Genomic DNA, 18,159 nt, shown 5'->3' on the forward strand with positions numbered 1-18,159 from the left:
GCGCGGACCGATCGACGGCCGTCCGCCATCCGGTTCCCGTACGGGCGTGCCCGTGGAAATGGAAGACTGGCTCCTGTGAGCACCACCGGATCCCAGCGCCCCGCCCAGGTGAGCGCCGCCCGCCGCCGTACCGTCATCGACGCGCTGCGACGCGGTGCCGTGCCCGACAGTGGACTCGACCTGCTGGCCACCGGACTCGACCGGTTCGAAGCGGCCTTGGACGCGGAACTGGACTCGGTGGCGTCGGGCGGGTCCGTGTTCAAGGCCGTGCGGGGCGAGTACGGGTCCGGCAAGACGTTCTTCACCCGCTGGCTGGGGGAGCGGGCCAAGCGTCGCAACTTTGCCGTGGCCGAGATCCAGATCTCGGAGAACGAGACACCGCTGCACAGGCTGGAGACGGTCTACCGGCGGCTCACCGAGCGCCTCACCACCTCCAGCTTCCCTGCGAGTGCCCTCCGCCCCGTCGTCGATGCCTGGTTCTACGCACTGGAGGAGGACGCACTCGCCGCCGGTGCGACCGAGGACCACCTTCCGGGCGAGGTGGAGAAGCTGCTCGTCGCACGGCTCGCCGAGGTCTCCCGGCACGCCCCGTCGTTCGCCACCGCTCTGCGCGGCTACCGCGCCGCCCTCGCGGACGGCGACGAGGCGACCGCGGCGGCCGTCCTGGCGTGGCTCGGCGGCCAGCCGCACGTGGCGGCCTCCGCCCGCCGATCTGCCGGCGTGCGCGGCGACCTCGACCACTTCGGTGCGCTCGGGTTCCTGCAGGGGCTCCTCACCGTGCTGCGCGACTCAGGACACACCGGGCTGTTCATCGTCCTCGACGAGGTAGAGACGCTGCAGCGGGTCCGGTCGGACGCCCGTGACAAGGCACTCAACGCGCTGCGGCAGCTCATCGACGAGGTGCACTCGGGCCGCTTCCCTGGCCTCTATCTGGTCATCACGGGCACCCCGGCCTTCTACGACGGTCAACAGGGCGTGCAGCGTCTGGCACCGCTAGCTCAGCGGCTGGCCACCGACTTCACCACTGACCCGCGCTTCGACAACCCTCGCGCCGTGCAGATCAGGCTTCCCGGCTTCAACCAGGAGTCCCTGGTAGGACTCGGCCTCACCATCCGTGACCTGTACGCCGATGCCGCAGAAGCACCCGACCGTGTGCGGAAGGTCGTCGACGACGTGTATGTCGCGGACCTCGCGGTGGCCGTCGGCGGGGCGCTGGGCGGGAAGGTCGGAGTGGCTCCCCGGCTGTTCCTGAAGAAACTCGTCGGAGACGTACTCGACCGCGTGGACCAGTTCGACGACTTCGATCCCCGGCAGCACTACCGGCTCACCGTCGCCGGCAGCGAACTCACCGACGTCGAGCGAAACCTGGCGGCCACGGTCTCCGGAGACTCCGCGTCGGCCGATGACATCGACCTGGAGCTGTGATGGCGGACGCGGGACTCTCGGCCGGGAGAGACCCGGGTGGCGAGGGTGTCGATGTACTGGACCTACTCGACCCCGTCGTCCTGCATCACATCGTCAACACCCTCGGCTGGCCCGATCTGCGCCCTTTGCAGCGGGCGGCGATCCCCCCGCTCATGGAGGGGCAGGACGCCGTACTGCTGGCTCCGACGGCGGGGGGCAAGACCGAGGCGGCCTGTTTCCCCCTGCTGTCGGCGATGACCGAGCAGAAGTGGACCGGCACATCCGTGCTGTACCTGTGCCCGCTCAAGGCACTCCTCAACAACCTGGTCGTCCGCGTCGACGCGTACGCCCAGTGGCTAGGGCGACGGGCTGCGCTCTGGCACGGCGACACCAAGGAATCGCAACGGCAGCGCATCCGGGCCGAGGCGCCGGACGTCCTGCTGACCACGCCCGAGTCGCTCGAAGCGATGCTGATCGGCGTCAAGACTGACCATGCCCGCTTGTTGGGGAGCGTGCGAGCCGTCGTCGTCGACGAAGTGCACGCGTTCGCAGGAGACGACCGGGGATGGCACCTGCTCGCCGTGCTCGAACGGTTGGAGCGGGTCACCGGGCGGCCTATTCAGCGCGTAGGGCTCTCGGCGACCGTTGGCAACCCGGCCGAGCTGCTGCACTGGCTGCAAGGCGCGGGCGTCGGCAGCCGCAACGGTCAGGTCGTCGCCCCTGGAGTGCATCTGTCGGCCACCGACGGCAGCGGGCGAGGCGACGAAGCGATCCCCGAGCCGTCCCGCAGGCCTGCGGGCGAAGTGGAACTCGACTATGTCGGTTCCCTCGACAATGCGGCCAAACTCATCGCGGCGCTGCACAGGGGAGAGAAACGGCTCGTCTTCTGCGACTCGCGCCGCCAGGTCGAGGAGTTGGGCGCGGCGCTCCGCGCGCGCGAGGTCACCGTCTTCCTGTCCCACGCCTCGCTCTCCGTCGATGAACGTACCCGTTCCGAGCAGGCGTTCGCCGAGGCCCGCGACTGCGTCATCGTCTCCACGTCAACCCTCGAGCTCGGCATTGACGTCGGTGACCTGGACCGCGTCATTCAGATCGACTCACCGGCCTCCGTTGCCTCGTTCCTGCAGCGTATCGGCCGCACCGGTCGGCGTTCCGGCACCGTGCGGAACTGTCTGTTCCTCACGACCCGCAAGGACACACTGCTGCAGGCGGCGGGCCTGTTGCTGCTGTGGTCGCGGGGCTGGGTGGAACCGGTCGTCCCCCCGCCAGAGCCGCGTCACTTGGTGGCCCAGCAACTGCTCGCTGTCACCCTGCAACAGCACAAGCTCGGCGACCAGTTGTGGGACCGGCAGTGGAACGGCCTCGCCCCCTTCGACAAGTCGGCTGCTCCCATCCTGCGTTTCCTCACTGAGGAGGGTTTCCTCGACAGCGATGGTGGGATGCTGTTCGTCGGCCCTGAGGCGGAACGCCGTTTCGGGAAACGGCACTTCATCGAGCTCACCGCCTCCTTCACCGCACCTCCGCAGTTCACCGTCCTGTCCGGACGCACGGAGATCGGCCGCACCGACCCGAGCGTGCTCACGGAGGAACGTCCCGGCCCCAGGCGTTTGCTACTCGGTGGACGCAGTTGGCAGGTCACGTACATCGACTGGCTGCGCAAACGCGTCTTCGTCGAGCCGGCCGACGGCGGTGGCATCGCCAAGTGGATGAATGGCGGCGTCGCCGGGCTGTCGTACGCGCTGACGCGTGCCATGCGTGAGGTGCTGCTCGGCACGAATCCGCCCGTCTCCCTCACCCGGCGGGCGGAGACATGCCTGACCGAACAGCGCGAGACCGACGCACCTGACACCGTCCACCCGGGCGGCACGTTGATCACGCGCGTCGGCTCAGACGTCCGCTGGTGGACCTGGGCCGGCTACCGCGCCAACGCCACCCTGGCAGCCACCCTCCAGTCGGTCACCGACCCTCTGCAACGCCCCACCGACAGCTGGCTGCGCCTGCGCGAGAACCTCGCCCCGGCCGACTGGCGTGCGGCCCGTGACGACGTCGCCGAGAACCTCGTCCTGCCAGATGTGGACCGCCGGGCCGTACGCGGCCTGAAGTTCTCCGCCGCCCTCCCGGAACGCCTCGCCGTGGCCACGGTGGCGGCCCGCTTGGCCGACTTCGAGAGCGCCGGCATGGTGCTTGGCGAGCCGACGCGCTTTCAGCACGACGGCTGAGGCGGAAAGCCGTCAAGGCCGCTTCAGACGGACGCCAGGGGTTACGCCCGCCCCAACTGCTCCGTCACCACTTGATGCGCACGCCGCCCAGCAAGTGCGTGAAGCCCGCGCGGGTTACCACGGCGCAGACAATGCGGCGGCAGGAGCAGGACGTGCAGGCGCCGATCTTCCGGCGCAATGTGGCGGCGTCGTGAGGGCGGGAGAGGGAGTGCTGAACGAGGGTTGCATCGAGCTCGCCACTCTGGAGGCGGATGGCGGTGTCCACCGTGGTGGCCTTGAAGCTGCGTGCGGCGAGTCGAGAACGGATCGTGTCCGGCTGCCGATATCGCGCAGGTACCGCATTGTCCAGCCATCGATGTGATTGCGGTCCACGCGGCCACCGTCGGGGTCGGCTGCAGCATGCGAAGGCGGCTGCACGGAGATACGCTCGGACGTCTTCGGGCGCATCGGGTAGCCTGCCCGACCCCAATAGTGACGAAGCCCCGTCCGGACTGCTCCGGGGCAGGATCTCGTCTTGCGTGGCCATCAAGGTAGCTACATGGGTGCCCTCCCCGCACCTTTGCGCAGGTCATAGCGCTGTGGTGACACTCCCCGGCGTACAGCCCGACTCGTCTGCCGCCAAGGACCCTGGACAGCGAATATGCTGGTCAGTGGCCCTTCTTGTCGCGTCGGGGGCTTGATCGGACCCCGATCCGCACCGGTTCGAGTGGGGCCGTTCGGCCTCGATACCTGGCGGTCGGCAACGAAGACGCCATCGCACGCCACGAGCCGCTTCGTACCCGCCCCGGCTTCCCCGGTCTGCGACCTCCCGCCCTGCTCCTTCGCCGTTCTGCGCACCCGCACGGAGGGCGCGACCGCCGTGCGGGTGGAGCAGCCGGGGCTGCTAGGGCGCCAGCGTCACGGGGCTCACTCCTTTCCTGTACGACCACTCGGCTGCGGCTACTCGGCCTGGGGCGGGGTCGGGGTCGGGGTCGGGGTGGGTCGTCACGCGGTTCGGCGCGACATCGCTGAGCGGTCGGCACAGCATGGAAAGAGGCGGAATCCTCGACCGCATGACGGCGGAAGTGAGGAGCTATGACGATGCGTACACCTTCCGCGCGGTGCCCACGTCTGCCCGATCATGGCTCGGGAGCACCATGAGTGGCGTCGAAGAGCGGCTGTTGGCCGGCCGATATCTCCTCGTCGAGCAGCTCGGTCACGGCGGGATGGGCACCGTGTGGCGGGCCCAGGATCAGGTGCTGAGCCGTGAGGTGGCGGTGAAGGAGCTGACGGTCAGCGGCCTGCCGCGCGAAGAGCTCACGGTGTTGCACGCTCGCATGGAACAGGAGGCGCGGGCTGCGGCGCGGGTCAAGCACCCGGGGGTCGTCACCGTGTTCGACGTGCTGGAAGAGGACGGCCGACCGTGGATCGTGATGGAGCTGATCGACGGCCAGTCACTCGCCGACGTCATTGCCACGGAGGGCACACTGCTGCCACGAGACGCGGCCCGACTCGGAGCGCAGTTGCTGTCGGCGCTGGACCGGGCGCATCAGCTGGGGGTTCTCCACCGGGATGTCAAACCCGCAAACGTGCTGCTTGAGCGCGGCGGACGAGTAGTGCTCACCGATTTCGGCATCGCCGTCATGGGCGGCTCCAGCGGCCTGACCCGCACCGGCGACGTCATCGGTTCGCCGGACTACCTCGCCCCGGAGCGTGCCACGGGCCACCGTCCGGGCCCGGAGTCCGATCTGTGGTCGCTCGGCGTGACGCTGTACGCCGCGGTGGAGGGCCAGTCACCGTTCCGCCGCACCACGACGATGAGCACCTTGCAGGCGGTGGTCGCCGAGGAGCTTCCGGAACCCCGACACGCGGGCCCGCTCGCCCCTGTCATAGAAGCGCTGCTTCGTAAGGACCCGAACGAGCGGGCGACGGCTGAGCAGGCCCAGCGGATGCTGGGCGACGTGGCGGCCGGGGCGGCGGTGAGTGCCCCCACGCCCCGAACAGAGGAGCATCCGCCCACGCAACTGGCGCCGCCGACTCCCAGCACCGGCAAGGAGCGCGCCCGAGAACCGACCCGGACGACACCGCCCACACCGGTGCCGTCATACGGCTCGGGCAACCGGGCCGAGCCCGTCCCGCAGGCCTACGACGAGAACCGGGCGCCCACCCCGCCGACCGTACGGGTACCCTCCGCCGGCCACTACGCCCACCCGGGCGGCGCGGACGACGGCCGGTCCAGGCGGCGCAAGTCGCTGCTGATCGCCGGAGCGGCACTCGCGGTGGCACTGGTGGGTGGCGGCGCCGCAGCCGTGGTGATGACCAGCGACTCGCGAGACACTCCGCAGTCCGCACCCACTACCTCGCAGAGCACGGTCACTTCGCAGAGCACCGTCACCCGGACGGCCACGCAGAGCCCTCCCAGCAAGGCCGGCAAGACCCCGGCACCGGCACCATCCACGACCGCACCGACATCAGCCCCTCCGACCACCGCCGCCGTCGCGCCTGCCCAACAGGTCGTCGAGGACTATTTCGCCGCCATCAACGCCGGGGACTACGCACGCGCATGGGACCTTGGGGCGAAGAACCTGGGCGGGACCTACGACTCCTTTGTCGCGGGCCTCTCCGACACCGTCTCGGACACGGTCACCATCGAGTCCGTCTCGGGCGACACCGTGGCCGTGCGACTCGACGCGCTGCAGACGGACGGAACGCACCTGCTGTTCGCCGGGACTTACACCGTGCGGGACGGCGAGATCGTCTCGGCCGACGTCGAAAAGCTGTGATGCGTCGCTGTGTGCACCGCGTGGTGGGGCCGCGGTGATTCTCCCCGGCGTGCAGCCCGACTCGGCCGCGGAAAGGTCGTGTTTCCGCGCCCAAGCCGCATGACAACTCCCGGGAAGGCCTCGGGACTTCGTGGAAACGAGGCCGCGATGTGTCATGCTGTGGCCGTTTTCGAAGGGGAGGGCGAAATGACCGAGAAACCACTGACGCACAAGCAAGCGCTCGCAAAGGTGATCCAGGCGCTGGGCGGCACCTGGGACACGGAACGCGCCGTGCTGGCCCTGCGGGTCGCCGGATACGAGCCGACAAGCGACGAAGCCGCCGGCAAGGAGGCCCGAAGCAACCTGCGTGAGCTGGCCAAGGACGGCCTGATCGTGAGACCGGACCCGGACCAGGCCGTGTATCGCCCGGCGTAGTCGTCACCCTTGAGTTCGGATCCGCTTCGAGCAGGACCTCCGGCGCTGCCCCATCAGCAGATGACGGGCTCCTGGAAGCCCCTGGCTGTGATGTGAGCGATGGCTGCTGGGTGACTGGGCAGCCACTCATCGCACACCCGCCGGCGAGGGCTGGTGCCGTCGCTGAATTCGGGGCGTACCACTGCGATGAGTATGTGGTCGCAGCCGCCGTGCGAAACCATGGAACAGATCACCTCGCCGCGTTGCTCAAGGGCGGGCACGTACGGATGAATCGACGGAATCGGAGAGCGCATCTCCCGCACCATGCACCGCATGTGCTGGTGCATGGTGCGGAGGGTAACAACGTGGCCCTACCGTCCGCTGGGGGCCCCGAGCCTGAGGGCGTTGAGGCTCGCCCTGCATGAGGAGGCGGCGCTGGAACCCCTCTTGGAAGACGTCGAGCAGGACAGGGAAAGAAAAGAATGGTGGACGGTTTCACCGAGGCGAACCTCAAAGCGCTGGCCGGCCCCCGCTCCTTCGAGCGGGGGCTCGGTTACCTCGACGCGGTGTCAGGGGTCGAGGTCGGTGATGGCTGGGTGACCGCGAGTGTGCACGGTACGGAGCGGTACGAGGTGGAGCTGGCCCTGGAGGGGCCCGGCGGGCTGGGCGGTGAGTGCGACTGCCCGTACGGGATGGAGGGCAACTTCTGCAAGCATCTGGTGGCCCTCGGCCTGACCGTGCTCGGCCGGGGGACGAGCCTGCCGCGGCAGCGGAAGGCGGCCCGGGACCGCGCCCAGGACCTCGACACATGGCTGTCCACCCTGTCCAAGGGCGAGTTGCTCACCCTGGTGAAAGAACAGGTGGGCGAGGACCGGCAGTTGCGGCGACGTCTGGAGCTGCGGGCGGCGGGCGCCCGTGGCGACCTCGCCGGGGTTCGGGCGAGCGTTCGTGAGCTGCTCGACGTACGCCCGTTCGCGCGGTACGGACACGTCGAGTACGCCGACGCCCGAGCCTACGCCGACCAGGCAGGGCAGGCGGTGTCGGCGATCGGGGCGCTCACCGGCTCCGGACGGGCCGCCGAGGCGGTCGACCTGGCGCGGGAGGCGATGCGGCTGCTGGCCGAGGCCGCGGAGAGCGTCGACGACTCCGACGGATGGCTCGGACAGGTCGGTGCCGACCTCGCCGCCGCCCATCTCGAAGCATGCCGCTCGGCATCTCCGGACCCGGAGGAACTCGCGCGCTGGCTGGTCGGCCAGGCACTCGGTGACGTCGACGAAGGCCTCACCGAGATCGATCCGCTCGATTACCGGGATGTCCTCGGCGACGAGGGGATGGCCGCCGTGCGGAAGCTGGTGGTCGAGGCATGGCGGGGCAACCGCACCGGGTGGGCCGAGAAGTACCTGATGGAACGCCTGGCCAAAGCGGGAGGCGACATCGACATGGTGATCGCCGTGCACGCGGCCGACCTCACGCCGAACGGCCACACACATCTGCTCATCGCCCGCGAGCTGGACACCGCCCGGCGCCCCGACGAGGCCCTGACCTGGGCGGAGCGCGGCATCCGGGAAACCCAGGACCTCGCCGCCGTCGACACCGCCCTCGTCGACCACCTCTGCGAACGTTACGCTCAGGCGGCCCGGCTCCCCGACGCCGTCGCCCTGCGCCGCGACCACTTCGGCGCCCGCCGCTCCCTGCTCACGTACCAGCAACTGCGCGTCGCCGCACGGGCCGCCGACTGCTGGCCGGCCGAGCGCGAGATGGCGCTGGCTCTGCTGCGCGCCGACGCGGAGCGGCAGGGACAGGGCTGGTACGGAGGCCCCGTCCTGGTCGACGCCCTGCTCGACGACCAGGACGGAGCCGCCGCGTGGCAGGCCGCCGTGGAGACCGGCGCCCACGACAGACAGTGGCTCACTCTCGCCGACCAGATCCGTCCCGACCGCCCCGCCGACGCGCGCGACATCTACCTCCGCCTGGCCGAGCCGCTGACCGCCCAGACCGGCAACACGGTCTACGAGCAGCTCGTCGCCCTGCTGCTGAGCATCCGGGACTGCCACAGCCGCCTGGGCACACCGGACGCCTTCACGGAGTACGCCACCGGCCTGCGCGCTTCCCAGAAACGAAAGCGGAACCTGATGCGGCTGATGGACGAGCACGGTCTGTGAGCCGTCCGCTCGGCGATGCCGTGCACGCACCGGTTCGCTGGGGCACCTGCGGCGCGGCAGACGCGTGACCCGCACGACAAAGCCGTGCGGGTCAGTCGGCGCGGAGCGAGGGGACGTGGTCAGGCCCAGGGGTTGACCGGCGTGAAGGAGCTGTCGGCGCGGAAGGTGGTGGTGTTCTGGAAGGGGTCGATGCGCAGCTCGTAGTTGTAGTGGCGGAGGTAGCGGCCGGGGTAGTTGAACGATTCCAGGCTGACCGAGCCGGTGGCTGAACCCGGCCGGGCGCAGTAGGTGGCGTCCTTGTCGAAGGTCGCCGTGCCGTTGCTCGCGTCGAAGCGGACCCGGAAGTCCATGTGGCGCAGGTAGCGGCCGGACGAGTCGCGGAACGAGTAGCAGGTGGGGTCGGCCAGGCCGGGGACGATGGTGAAGGTGGCGTTCTGCTTGACCGCCGTGGTGCTGGAGGAGGTCACCGGGTCCACGTAGCCGAGGTTGTCGGCGCGGACGGAGGCGTAGCGGCCGGTGAAGTTGACCGACTGGAGCGAGCGGTTGGTGTGCGTCGGCAGGGTGGCGCCTACGGTGACCGGGTCGATGCTCTCCAGGGTGGGGACGACCTTCTTCAGCAGGCCGGCGGAGTCGAACTCCAGCTTGTCGATGGTGGTTTCGCGGTGGGTGCCGTCACCGCCGGGCATGGCGAAGCGGTGGTAGGCGATGTACCAGTCGTCGGTGCCCGGGACGTGGACCACGGAGTGGTGGCCGGGGCCCTTGATGCCGAGGGCGAGGTCCTTCTCCAGGATGACGCCGCGCTTGGTCCAGGGGCCGGTGGGCGAGGAGCCGGTGGCGTAGGCGACGCGGTAGTTCTCGTCACGTGTGTCGTTCTCCGACCACATGAAGTAGTAGGTGCTGTTGCGCTTGATGACGAAGGTGCCCTCGTTGTAGCCGCTGGGGGTGATGTTGGTGACCTTCGAGGCGTCGAAGGAGACCATGTCGTCGTTCAGAGGGACTACGTACGCCCTGCCATTGCCCCAGTAGAGGTACGTCTTGCCGTCGTCGTCGGTGAAGACCGCCGGGTCGATCATCTGGCCGGTGAAGGCGCCACGGGCGATCAGTGGCTTGCCCAGGGGGTCTGTGAACGGGCCGGTGGGCGAGTCGGAGACCGCGACACCGATGTTCGTGTCGGCGGAGTAGTAGAAGTAGTACTTCCCGTTCTTCTCGGTCATCGTCGGGGCCCAGGCCCGGGCGTCGGCCCAGCTGACGTCGGGTCCGAGGTCCAGGATGACGCCGTGGTCCGTCCAGTGGACCAGGTCCTTGGAGGAGTACGCCTTGAACTTCGTGCCGCTCCAGCCCGCGAAGCCGTCGGTGGTCGGGTAGACGTAGAAGGTGTCGCCGAACCGGACGATGTTCGGGTCGGCGGTGAGCCCCGGCAGGACCGGGCTCTTCATGATCAGCGCCTCGACCGTCCAGGTGCGCTTCTGGCCGTCGGAGCCGGTCACCTCGTACGTCACGGGGTCGGTGAAGTCGCGCGGGGCGCCGGAGGCCGGGCTGATGGCCGCGCCCTGGGCGATGGTGAACTGCGGGGCGAGCGTGGTGAGGTCGGTGCCCTCGGTCAGCGGGAGGGTGATCTTGCTGTTGGCGTTGTCGACGATGGCGTCGATCTTCAGCCTGGGGTGGGTGGCCGCGCCGATACCCGTGCTGTTCCCGCTGACTTCGAGGACCTCGGTGGGCGCCAGCGCGCGGTCGTAGACCCGGAAGTCGCGGATCTTGCCCTTGAAGAGCTTGTCACTGGTGTAGACCGACTTGCCGATGTAGTTGGCCGTGGTGATGCCGGACCCGATGGAACCGGGGGTGAGGGTGACCGACGTGTTACGGGCCTTCTCCACGCCGTCCTCGTAGAGGACGCCCGTGGTGCCGGTCTGGGTGTAGGTGATGTGCTTCCAGACCGAGCGCTGCAACGCGGTGGAGGTCCGGGTGTTCTGCTCGGTGGACGAGTTCCCGGAGGCGATCGCGGTCCTGTACGAGTTGCCCGTGGTGAACAGGTACCCGTTGCCGGCGCCGCTGCTCGCGGTGTTGCCGAAGCCGTAGATGAAGTAGGGCGTGGCCTGGGCGGCGTCGATCTGCACGTCCATCGAGACGGTGATCGCGTTCATGCCGCTCATGATGTTGTCCGGCACCTTGACGTAGGTGCTGGACCCGTTGAAGGTGAGCCCCTCGCCGTTGCCCGACCAGCCCGCGGTGCCGTTGACGGTGCCGTTGCGTCCGTTGCCGGAGGCGTCCACCGCCACGGTGCCCGAGGTGGCGTCGAGTTTGTACCAGAGAGCCAGGCCGTCGGTGATCTCCGCCGCCTGGGCGGGGGCCGCCGGGCCGACGACGCCCACCATGAGCGAGGCGGCGGCCACGGCGGCCAGGGCGCCCTGCCGGAATCTTCGGCGGCACTGAAGTCGCACGCTGTGCATGGTTCACATCCCCTGAGAAGACACGTCTGAAGAAGACACGTCTGAAGAAGACACGTCTGTGATGAAGACATGCCTGAAGAGGGGGACGCGACGCCTCGGCCGAGGTGCCGCGTTCCGCCCGAATGACATCTGGAGTCGACGAGTCGAGTCGAGTCGAGTCGAGTCGAGTTGTGTCGTGTCGTGGCGCGCTCGCGCGTGGGATGCCGACGCCCTCCTCGCTTGAGGGCGGGTGGCGGGTGGGGCGCCGCCTGAGGGCGCCGGCATCCCGGTCGGGTCAGCTCGTCAGACGGAAGGTGGCGTCACTGCGTCCCGTCGCGTTGGTGATCGTTTCGAGCTTCAGCTGGAACGCGTAGTGGCGGATGTACCGGTCGGGGTGGTTGTACGACTGGAAGGAGGACCATGTCGAGTCGGCGAGTCCGGCGACCTGGCGGAAGGTGGCGTCCTCGGCGAACTGGGTGGTGCCGTCGTTGTAGACGAGCTGGAAGTCGGCTCCGTCGCTGCGCAGGTAGTAGCCGGGGAAGTTGACCGACTCGAAGGAGACGGTGCCGGAGCCTGCCAGGCCGGGGCGCGGGCGGAACTTGGCGTCGTCGTTGGTGATGTTCTGGTCGATGCGCACATCGAAGTTGGTGTGCCGTACGTAGCGGTCCTGGAAGTTGAAGGACTGCAGCCGCTTGGCCGGGACGTTGGCCCAGCGCGCCTGGATCCGGGCGTCCTCGGCGGCCGTCAGGTTCAGGATCGAGCCGTGGCGCTTCTTGTTGCCGCCCAGGGAGTACGTTCCCGACGTGGGGAGCTGGTAGCTGCCGGAGACGGACGGGTTGGTCGTCGAGACCGGCATGTATCCCTTCCCGGCCGCGTACTGGTCGAGGTAGAGGGTCCACTCGTTGCGGTCGCGGAACTTCATCCACATCGGGCCCTCGACCTGGGAACCGGTCAGGCCGATGCCGGAGAGGTTGCCGAGGTTCGTCCAGGTGCCGAGGACCGAGTTGCTGCCTTCGAGGGTGATCTGGCCGTCGCCGGAGGCGCGTACGAAGCGGTAGTTGCCGACGCCGGAGGGGACCTCGACGATCTGGGTGTCGATGATGCCCTGGGTGCCGGCGCGGTCGATGTAGATCTGGGGGGTGGTGATGGTGCGGAAGTCGGTGGTGCGGGCGTAGTAGATGCGGTGCTTCAGTACGCCGTTGAGGGTGGCGTTGGTCGCCCAGTACAGGACGTAGTCGTTGGTGGCCGGGTTCCAGATCGCTTCCGGCGCCCAGGCGTTGCGTCCGTCGGGGATGGCGCCGGCGACGTTGAGCAGCCACGGAGCAGACCAGGTGACCAGGTCGGTGGACTCCCACACCACGAGGTTACGGCTGCCGTTGGAGGTGGAGTCGCTCCATGACTGGCCGCAGCCGATGCACAGGTCGGTCGCGATGATCCAGTACTTGCTGCCGTCGGGTGAGCGCACCAGTGCGGGGTCGCGCACACCGCGCGTGCCCACGGTCGAGCGCAGGGTCATCCCGCCGCCGTTGAGGTCGGTCCAGTTCAGACCGTCCGCGCTGTACGAGAAGTACATCTGCTGACCGGTCGCCCCCTCCCCGATGAAGTGCGTCATCAGGTACCCCGGGTCCGCGGCGGCGGCCCGTTGAGGTGTGGTCACGACTTGGGCGGTGAAGAGCAGGCAGGCGGCGACGAATATCGCCGCCAGCCGAGCGAGGACCGCGCGCATATGTGTTCCTGTCTTTGTGGAGTGCCATGATCAGGTGCGAGTGAGGTCGAGGGTGAGGCCCGGCCTCCGTACCGCTGGGGCGGGACCTGCTCCCGCGCGCCGTGGACGTCGCGTGATACGCGGTCAGCGGCCGGAAAGCCGCGGTTTCCGCGTGGGTGTGGCAGTGACCGGAGACCCCGCCGCAGTGGCGGGCCGGGTGACTAAGGCAGCTGAGCGGGCCGACAGAGGAGCCGACTCAGGAGTGCGCCGGAGGCGTATGCGCAGCACGGGCTGTCTCCTTTGACGGCCGTGGTTCGAAAAATCGAACATTGTTCGCAAGTTCGAGCAGAAGATAGATGTCAGCCAGGGGTGAGTCAATGGAACTGGCCAGTTCGATCTCCGGCGCTCGCGTCCGTGGCCGCTCATGATGGCAGGCCTTCTCCGCTCCGCCCCCTTGTGCGGCGGAGCCTCTCCGCGCACTCGGGCCCTTTGTGAGGAATCCGGCCGCACAACCATTGACACAGCACTGCGAACAGGACAAAGATCTCGCCTGCAACCACGTTATTGAATCGTTTCAAAAGCGCGGAATCTATAATTCCGATTCCTCCCCCTCCGGGCTGCCGACGCGGTTGCCACCCTCCCCGCACCTCTCCTAGGAGCCCGCGATGCACGATGTGACGCGCCGGTCCGCTCTGCGTTCGGCCATAGCCGTGGCCCTGGCCCCCACCCTGGGCTCACTCGTCCTGCCCGGCTTCGCGCCCACCGCGTCCGCCGCGGTCTCGTGGACCGCCAAGTGGATCTGGGCATCCTCCAGCTCGGCGAACCAGTGGGTGGCCTTCCGCAGAACGATCACCCTGGACTCCGCGCCCTCGAAGGCCGTGACCCAGATCGCGGCGGACTCGAAGTACTGGCTGTGGGTCAACGGCACCCTCGTCGTCTTCGAAGGCGGCCTCAAGCGCGGCCCGAACCGTACGGACACGTACTACGACGAGATCGACCTCGCCCCGTACCTGACCAGCGGCAGCAACACGGTGGCGCTGCTGGTCACGTACTTCGGAAAGCAGGGCTTCTCGCACAGCAGCAGCGGCAAGGGCGGACTGCTGTTCCAGTCCGACATCGAGACCGGTTCCACCACCACCCGGCTGGTCAGCAACACCGGCTGGAAGCACAAGGTCCACCCGGGCTACTCGAACAACACCAGCGGCACCCAGGTCAACTTCCGGCTGCCGGAATCGAACGTCTACTACGACGCCCGCAACGCCACCGCCATGGCCGACTGGCAGTCCTCCGGCTTCGACGACAGCTCCTGGAGCGCACCCACCGACTTCGGCGCCGCCGGCGCCGCGCCCTGGAACGGCCTCGTCGAACGGCCGATCCCGCAGATCCGCTACTCCGGCCTGAAGTCCTACACCAACAACGCCTCGCTCCCGGCCACCGGCCAGGGTTCCACCGCGATCTGGGCCACCCTGCCCTCCAACATCCAGGTCACCCCCTACCTGAAGGTCGACGCCCCGGCCGGCACCGTGATCGGAATCCAGACCGACCACTACGACGACGGCAAGGGCCTGGTCGGCATCGACCAGGCCACCATCTTCAACGTCCGCGCCACCTACGTCTGCACCGGCGGAGTCCAGGAGTTCGAGGCGCTGGCCTGGATGAGCGGTACCGCCGTGCGGTACATCATCCCGGCGGGCGTGACCATCATCGACCTCAAATACCGGGAGTCCGGCTACGACACCGACTTCGACGGCTCGTTCACCAGCAACGACGCCTTCCTCGACACCGTGTGGACCAAGGCCGCCCGCACCATGTACGTCAACATGCGGGACAACTACATGGACTGTCCCACCCGCGAGCGTGCCCAGTGGTGGGGCGATGTGGTCAACCAGCTCAAGGAAGGCTTCTACACCTTCGACACCAACTCCCACGCCCTGGGCAAGAAGGCCATCGCACAGCTGGCGGCCTGGCAGGAGCCCGGTGGCGTGCTGTACTCCCCGATGCCCTCGACCATCTGGACCGCCGAACTGCCCAACCAGATGCTCGCCTCCATCTGGTCGTTCTGGACCTTCCACCTCTACACCGGCGACACCAGCACGGTCACCGCCGCCTACCCGGCGGTCAAGAAGTACATGGACCTGTGGAGCCTGGGCAGCGACGGCCTGGTGGCCCACCGCACCGGGGACTGGGACTGGCAGGACTGGGGCACCAACATCGACACCCGGATCCTGAACAACTGCTGGTACTACCTGGCCCTCGACACCGCCGCCAAGCTCGCCGACCTCAGCGGCAACACCGGTGACGTCGCCGGATGGCAGGCCCAGCGCGCCAGCATCAAGGCCAACTTCGACACCCTGCTGTGGAACTCCACGAAGAACGAGTACCGCTCACCCGCCTACAACGGCGACACCGACGACCGCGCCAACGCCCTCGCCGTCGTCGCGGGCCTGGCCACCCCCAGCCACTACCCGGCGATCACCGAGGTACTGCGCACCCACCTCAACGCCAGCCCCTACACCGAGTTCTACGTCCTGGAAGGGCTGTACCTGATGGGCGCGGCCACCGTCGCGGAGGAGCGGATGCGCAACCGCTTCGCCGCCCAGGTCGCCGACCCCGCCTGCCACACCCTGTGGGAGGTGTGGGTCAAGTCCGAGGGCACCGACAACCACGCCTGGAACGGCGGCCCGCTGTACGCCCTGTCCGCCTACGCAGCGGGTGTCCGCCCCACCACGGCGGGCTGGGAAACCTACGAGGTCATCCCGCAGACCGGCACCCTCACGAAGATCAACACGGTGACGCCGACCGTCGAGGGTGAGATCCGCTTCGGCATCACCCGCGACGGCACCCAGGCGACCCTCACCCTCACCTCGCCGAGCGGGACGACGGCCCGTGTCGGTGTGCCCACCTACGGCGGCTCCCAGCCCGTCATCAAGGCCAACGGCACCACCGTCTTCACCGGCGGCTCCTCCACGGGCAGCGTCAGCGGTCTGAGCTACGACGGCAAGGACTCCTCGTACGTCTACTTCAAGGTCCAGCCGGGCACGTGGACGTTCACGGCGACGGGCACCGGCCGCCTGGACAACCTGGCCCTGGGCCGGACGGTCACCAGCAGCAACAGCCTGGAGAACACCAACTGGGGCAGAAACCGCCTCACCGACGGCAAACTCACCAGCGTCAGCGGCGCCAGGGGCTACACCAGCAACGACTTCGCCTCCGCCGACGTCAGCGCCACCCCCGTCTGGGTCGAGATCGACCTCGGCGCCGACACCGACCTGGACGCCGTACGTCTCTTCCCCCGCACCGACACCGGGGGAGCAGGTGGTGGTACGGCGGGCTTCCCGGTCGACTTCACGATCCAGACCCGCCCCGACGGCTCCAGCACCTACACCACCGTCCGCACCGTCACCGGCCAGGCCAACCCCGACGGCAAGGTCCAGACGTACGGCTTCAAGACCACCACCGCCCGCCACGTCCGCCTGCAGGCCACCAAACTCGGCACCCCCGCCTCCGACGAAGCCACCAAGTTCCGTCTCCAGCTCGCCGAACTCACCGTCCCCACCGCCGCGACGGCCGTCACGGCCAACTACACGCTGGAGAACAGCGACTGGGGCAAGACCCGGATCCTGAACGGCACCACCACCAGCGTCAGCGGTGGCAAGGGCTTCACCAGCATCGACTTCCCCGCCGCCAACGTCAGCGACACACCCGTGTGGATCGAGGTCGACCTCGGCGCCGACCGCTCCGTCGACTCCGTCACCCTCCACCCGCGCACCGACGCGAGCGGAGCCGGCGGCGGCTCGGCGGGCTTCCCCGCCGACTTCACGATCCAGACCCGCCCCGACGGCTCCAGCACCTACACCACCGCCCGCACCGTCACCGGCCAGGCCAACCCCAGCGGAGCCGCCCAGACCTACACCCTCACCTCCACCACCGGCCGCTACCTGCGCCTGACCGCAACCAAACTCGGCACCCCCGCCTCCGACGAGTCCACCAAGTTCCGTCTGCAGCTGGCCGAGATCGTCATCAAGTAACACGCCCCACAGCCGACAGCGGCCCGCCCCGGCACACCCACGTGCCGGGGCGGGCCGCCTTGGCGCCGTAGCGGACGTAGCGGACCACGAGCTGTCGACCGTGCTCGTCGCGCCGGTCGGCCGGATCGGAGGGGTAGGCGGGTACGCCGGGTAGGCGTGGACTTCGGTCTCCGCCTGGCCGGTCAGCCCAGCAGACCGGCCAGCCGTCGCCACGCCTCGCGCGGCAGCGCGTCGCCCGGCCCGTCGTCGATCACCTGCAATGCCACATGGTCCGCCCCCGCCGCGTGGAACTCATCCACCTGCCCCCGGATCCGGTCGTCGTCGCCCCACGCGTACACCGCGTCGATCAGGCGGTCGCTCCCGCCGTCCACGAGGTCGGAGTCGGTGAAGCCGAGGCGGAGGAAGGTGTTCGTGTAGTTCGGGAGCCCCAGATAGAAGGCGAGGTGGGCGCGGGCGACGGACCGGGCGCGGTCCGCGTCGGTCTCCAGGACCACCTTCAGTTCCGGTGCCAGCAGGGGGCCCTCGCCCAGCGTCTCGCGCGCCTCCGCCGTGTGTTCCGGAGTCACCAGGTACGGGTGGGAGCCGGCCGCGCGGTCGCGGGAGAGGCGGAGCATGCGGGGGCCGAGGGCGGCGAGGACGCGGCGGTCAGCGGGGACTCCGGCCGTGTCCAGGGCGTCGAGATAGTCGACCATCGCGGCGTACGGGCGCCGGTACTGCTCCGCGAGTTTCGCGTGGCTCACGCCGAGGCCGAGGAGGAAGCGGCCGGGGTGGGTGGCCTCCAGCTCCGCGAAGCGTACGGCTGTCTCGGCGGCCTCGTGCATCCAGATGCTCTGGATGCCGGTGGCGACGGTGATATGTGCCGTCGCCTCGACAAGGGGGACGGCGTGCTGGACGGTCGTGCTGCCGCCGAGCCAGATCGCGCCGAAGCCGAGTTCCTCCAACTCGGACGCCGCCTCGGCGAGTTCGCCGTTACGAGCCGGGTCCTCGGCCCGCAGGCCGATGCTCCAGATGCCGTACCGTCCCACGCTGTTCTCTTTGGCCATGCAGACGCCAACCCGCT

10 protein-coding genes are annotated in these 18,159 nt (G+C 68.8%); 6 read left to right on the forward strand and 4 right to left on the reverse strand.

The genetic code is table 11. The annotated features are described in order from the left end of the window. The first annotated feature begins 75 nt into the window (after nucleotides 1-75). The 4 genes from brxD (at nucleotide 76) to OG622_RS35675 (ending at nucleotide 6,799) form a co-directional block, all read left to right on the forward strand. Nucleotides 76-1,425, forward strand: a complete 1,350-nt coding sequence (brxD, locus tag OG622_RS35660) for a BREX system ATP-binding protein BrxD (protein WP_371580740.1) — start codon at nucleotides 76-78, stop codon at nucleotides 1,423-1,425. Next, complete coding sequence (locus OG622_RS35665; protein ID WP_371580741.1) at nucleotides 1,425-3,623, forward strand: DEAD/DEAH box helicase; 2,199 nt, start codon at nucleotides 1,425-1,427, stop codon at nucleotides 3,621-3,623. The genes brxD and OG622_RS35665 overlap by 1 nt, the downstream gene beginning before the upstream one ends. A 1,136-nt stretch (nucleotides 3,624-4,759) precedes the next feature. Further along, nucleotides 4,760-6,385 (forward strand): protein kinase, encoded by a 1,626-nt coding sequence (locus OG622_RS35670; protein ID WP_371580742.1) that lies wholly within the window; start codon nucleotides 4,760-4,762, stop codon nucleotides 6,383-6,385. A 186-nt stretch (nucleotides 6,386-6,571) separates the two neighbouring features. Then, on the forward strand, nucleotides 6,572-6,799 hold the full coding sequence (locus OG622_RS35675) for a hypothetical protein (RefSeq protein WP_371580743.1): 228 nt from the start codon (nucleotides 6,572-6,574) through the stop codon (nucleotides 6,797-6,799). A 53-nt stretch (nucleotides 6,800-6,852) separates the two neighbouring features. Here OG622_RS35675 and OG622_RS35680 read toward each other — a convergent pair whose 3' ends face one another. Then, nucleotides 6,853-7,125: a hypothetical protein gene (locus OG622_RS35680; RefSeq protein ID WP_371580744.1), complete on the reverse strand. Its 273-nt coding sequence runs from the start codon at nucleotides 7,123-7,125 to the stop codon at nucleotides 6,853-6,855. 138 nt (nucleotides 7,126-7,263) lie between these two features. On the opposite strand from OG622_RS35680, the gene OG622_RS35685 reads away from it, so the two are divergent. Continuing rightward, the gene (locus tag OG622_RS35685; protein ID WP_371584327.1) at nucleotides 7,264-8,940 is read left to right on the forward strand and encodes an SWIM zinc finger domain-containing protein; all 1,677 of its coding nucleotides are present in this window, start codon (nucleotides 7,264-7,266) and stop codon (nucleotides 8,938-8,940) included. Nucleotides 8,941-9,059: 119 nt separating this feature from the next. Here the strand turns inward: OG622_RS35685 and OG622_RS35690 are convergent, their stop codons facing one another. Further along, complete coding sequence (locus tag OG622_RS35690; RefSeq protein WP_371580745.1) at nucleotides 9,060-11,378, reverse strand: family 43 glycosylhydrolase; 2,319 nt, start codon at nucleotides 11,376-11,378, stop codon at nucleotides 9,060-9,062. 283 nt (nucleotides 11,379-11,661) lie between these two features. Continuing rightward, the gene (locus tag OG622_RS35695) at nucleotides 11,662-13,092 is read right to left on the reverse strand and encodes a glycoside hydrolase family 43 protein (protein ID WP_371580746.1); all 1,431 of its coding nucleotides are present in this window, start codon (nucleotides 13,090-13,092) and stop codon (nucleotides 11,662-11,664) included. Between the two features lie 644 nt (nucleotides 13,093-13,736). On the opposite strand from OG622_RS35695, the gene OG622_RS35700 reads away from it, so the two are divergent. Further along, nucleotides 13,737-17,099: a discoidin domain-containing protein gene (locus OG622_RS35700; RefSeq protein WP_371580747.1), complete on the forward strand. Its 3,363-nt coding sequence runs from the start codon at nucleotides 13,737-13,739 to the stop codon at nucleotides 17,097-17,099. A 182-nt stretch (nucleotides 17,100-17,281) separates the two neighbouring features. Here OG622_RS35700 and OG622_RS35705 read toward each other — a convergent pair whose 3' ends face one another. Further along, nucleotides 17,282-18,142 carry an LLM class F420-dependent oxidoreductase gene (locus OG622_RS35705; protein WP_371580748.1) on the reverse strand — a complete coding sequence of 287 codons (861 nt, stop codon included), beginning with the start codon at nucleotides 18,140-18,142 and terminating at the stop codon, nucleotides 17,282-17,284. Nucleotides 18,143-18,159 lie beyond the last annotated feature (17 nt).

Origin of the sequence: Streptomyces sp. NBC_01314 (assembly GCF_041435215.1) — a bacterium.
GTDB lineage: Bacteria > Actinomycetota > Actinomycetes > Streptomycetales > Streptomycetaceae > Streptomyces.

Coding starts and splice junctions, on each gene's coding strand:
- OG622_RS35665 (WP_371580741.1), top strand. CDS start 1,425: ATGGCGGACGCGGGACTCTCGGCCGGGAGAGACCCGGGTGGCGAGGGT.
- OG622_RS35670 (WP_371580742.1), top strand. CDS start 4,760: ATGAGTGGCGTCGAAGAGCGGCTGTTGGCCGGCCGATATCTCCTCGTC.
- OG622_RS35675 (WP_371580743.1), top strand. CDS start 6,572: ATGACCGAGAAACCACTGACGCACAAGCAAGCGCTCGCAAAGGTGATC.
- OG622_RS35680 (WP_371580744.1), bottom strand. CDS start 7,125: ATGCACCAGCACATGCGGTGCATGGTGCGGGAGATGCGCTCTCCGATT.
- OG622_RS35695 (WP_371580746.1), bottom strand. CDS start 13,092: ATGCGCGCGGTCCTCGCTCGGCTGGCGGCGATATTCGTCGCCGCCTGC.
- OG622_RS35700 (WP_371580747.1), top strand. CDS start 13,737: ATGCACGATGTGACGCGCCGGTCCGCTCTGCGTTCGGCCATAGCCGTG.
- OG622_RS35705 (WP_371580748.1), bottom strand. CDS start 18,142: ATGGCCAAAGAGAACAGCGTGGGACGGTACGGCATCTGGAGCATCGGC.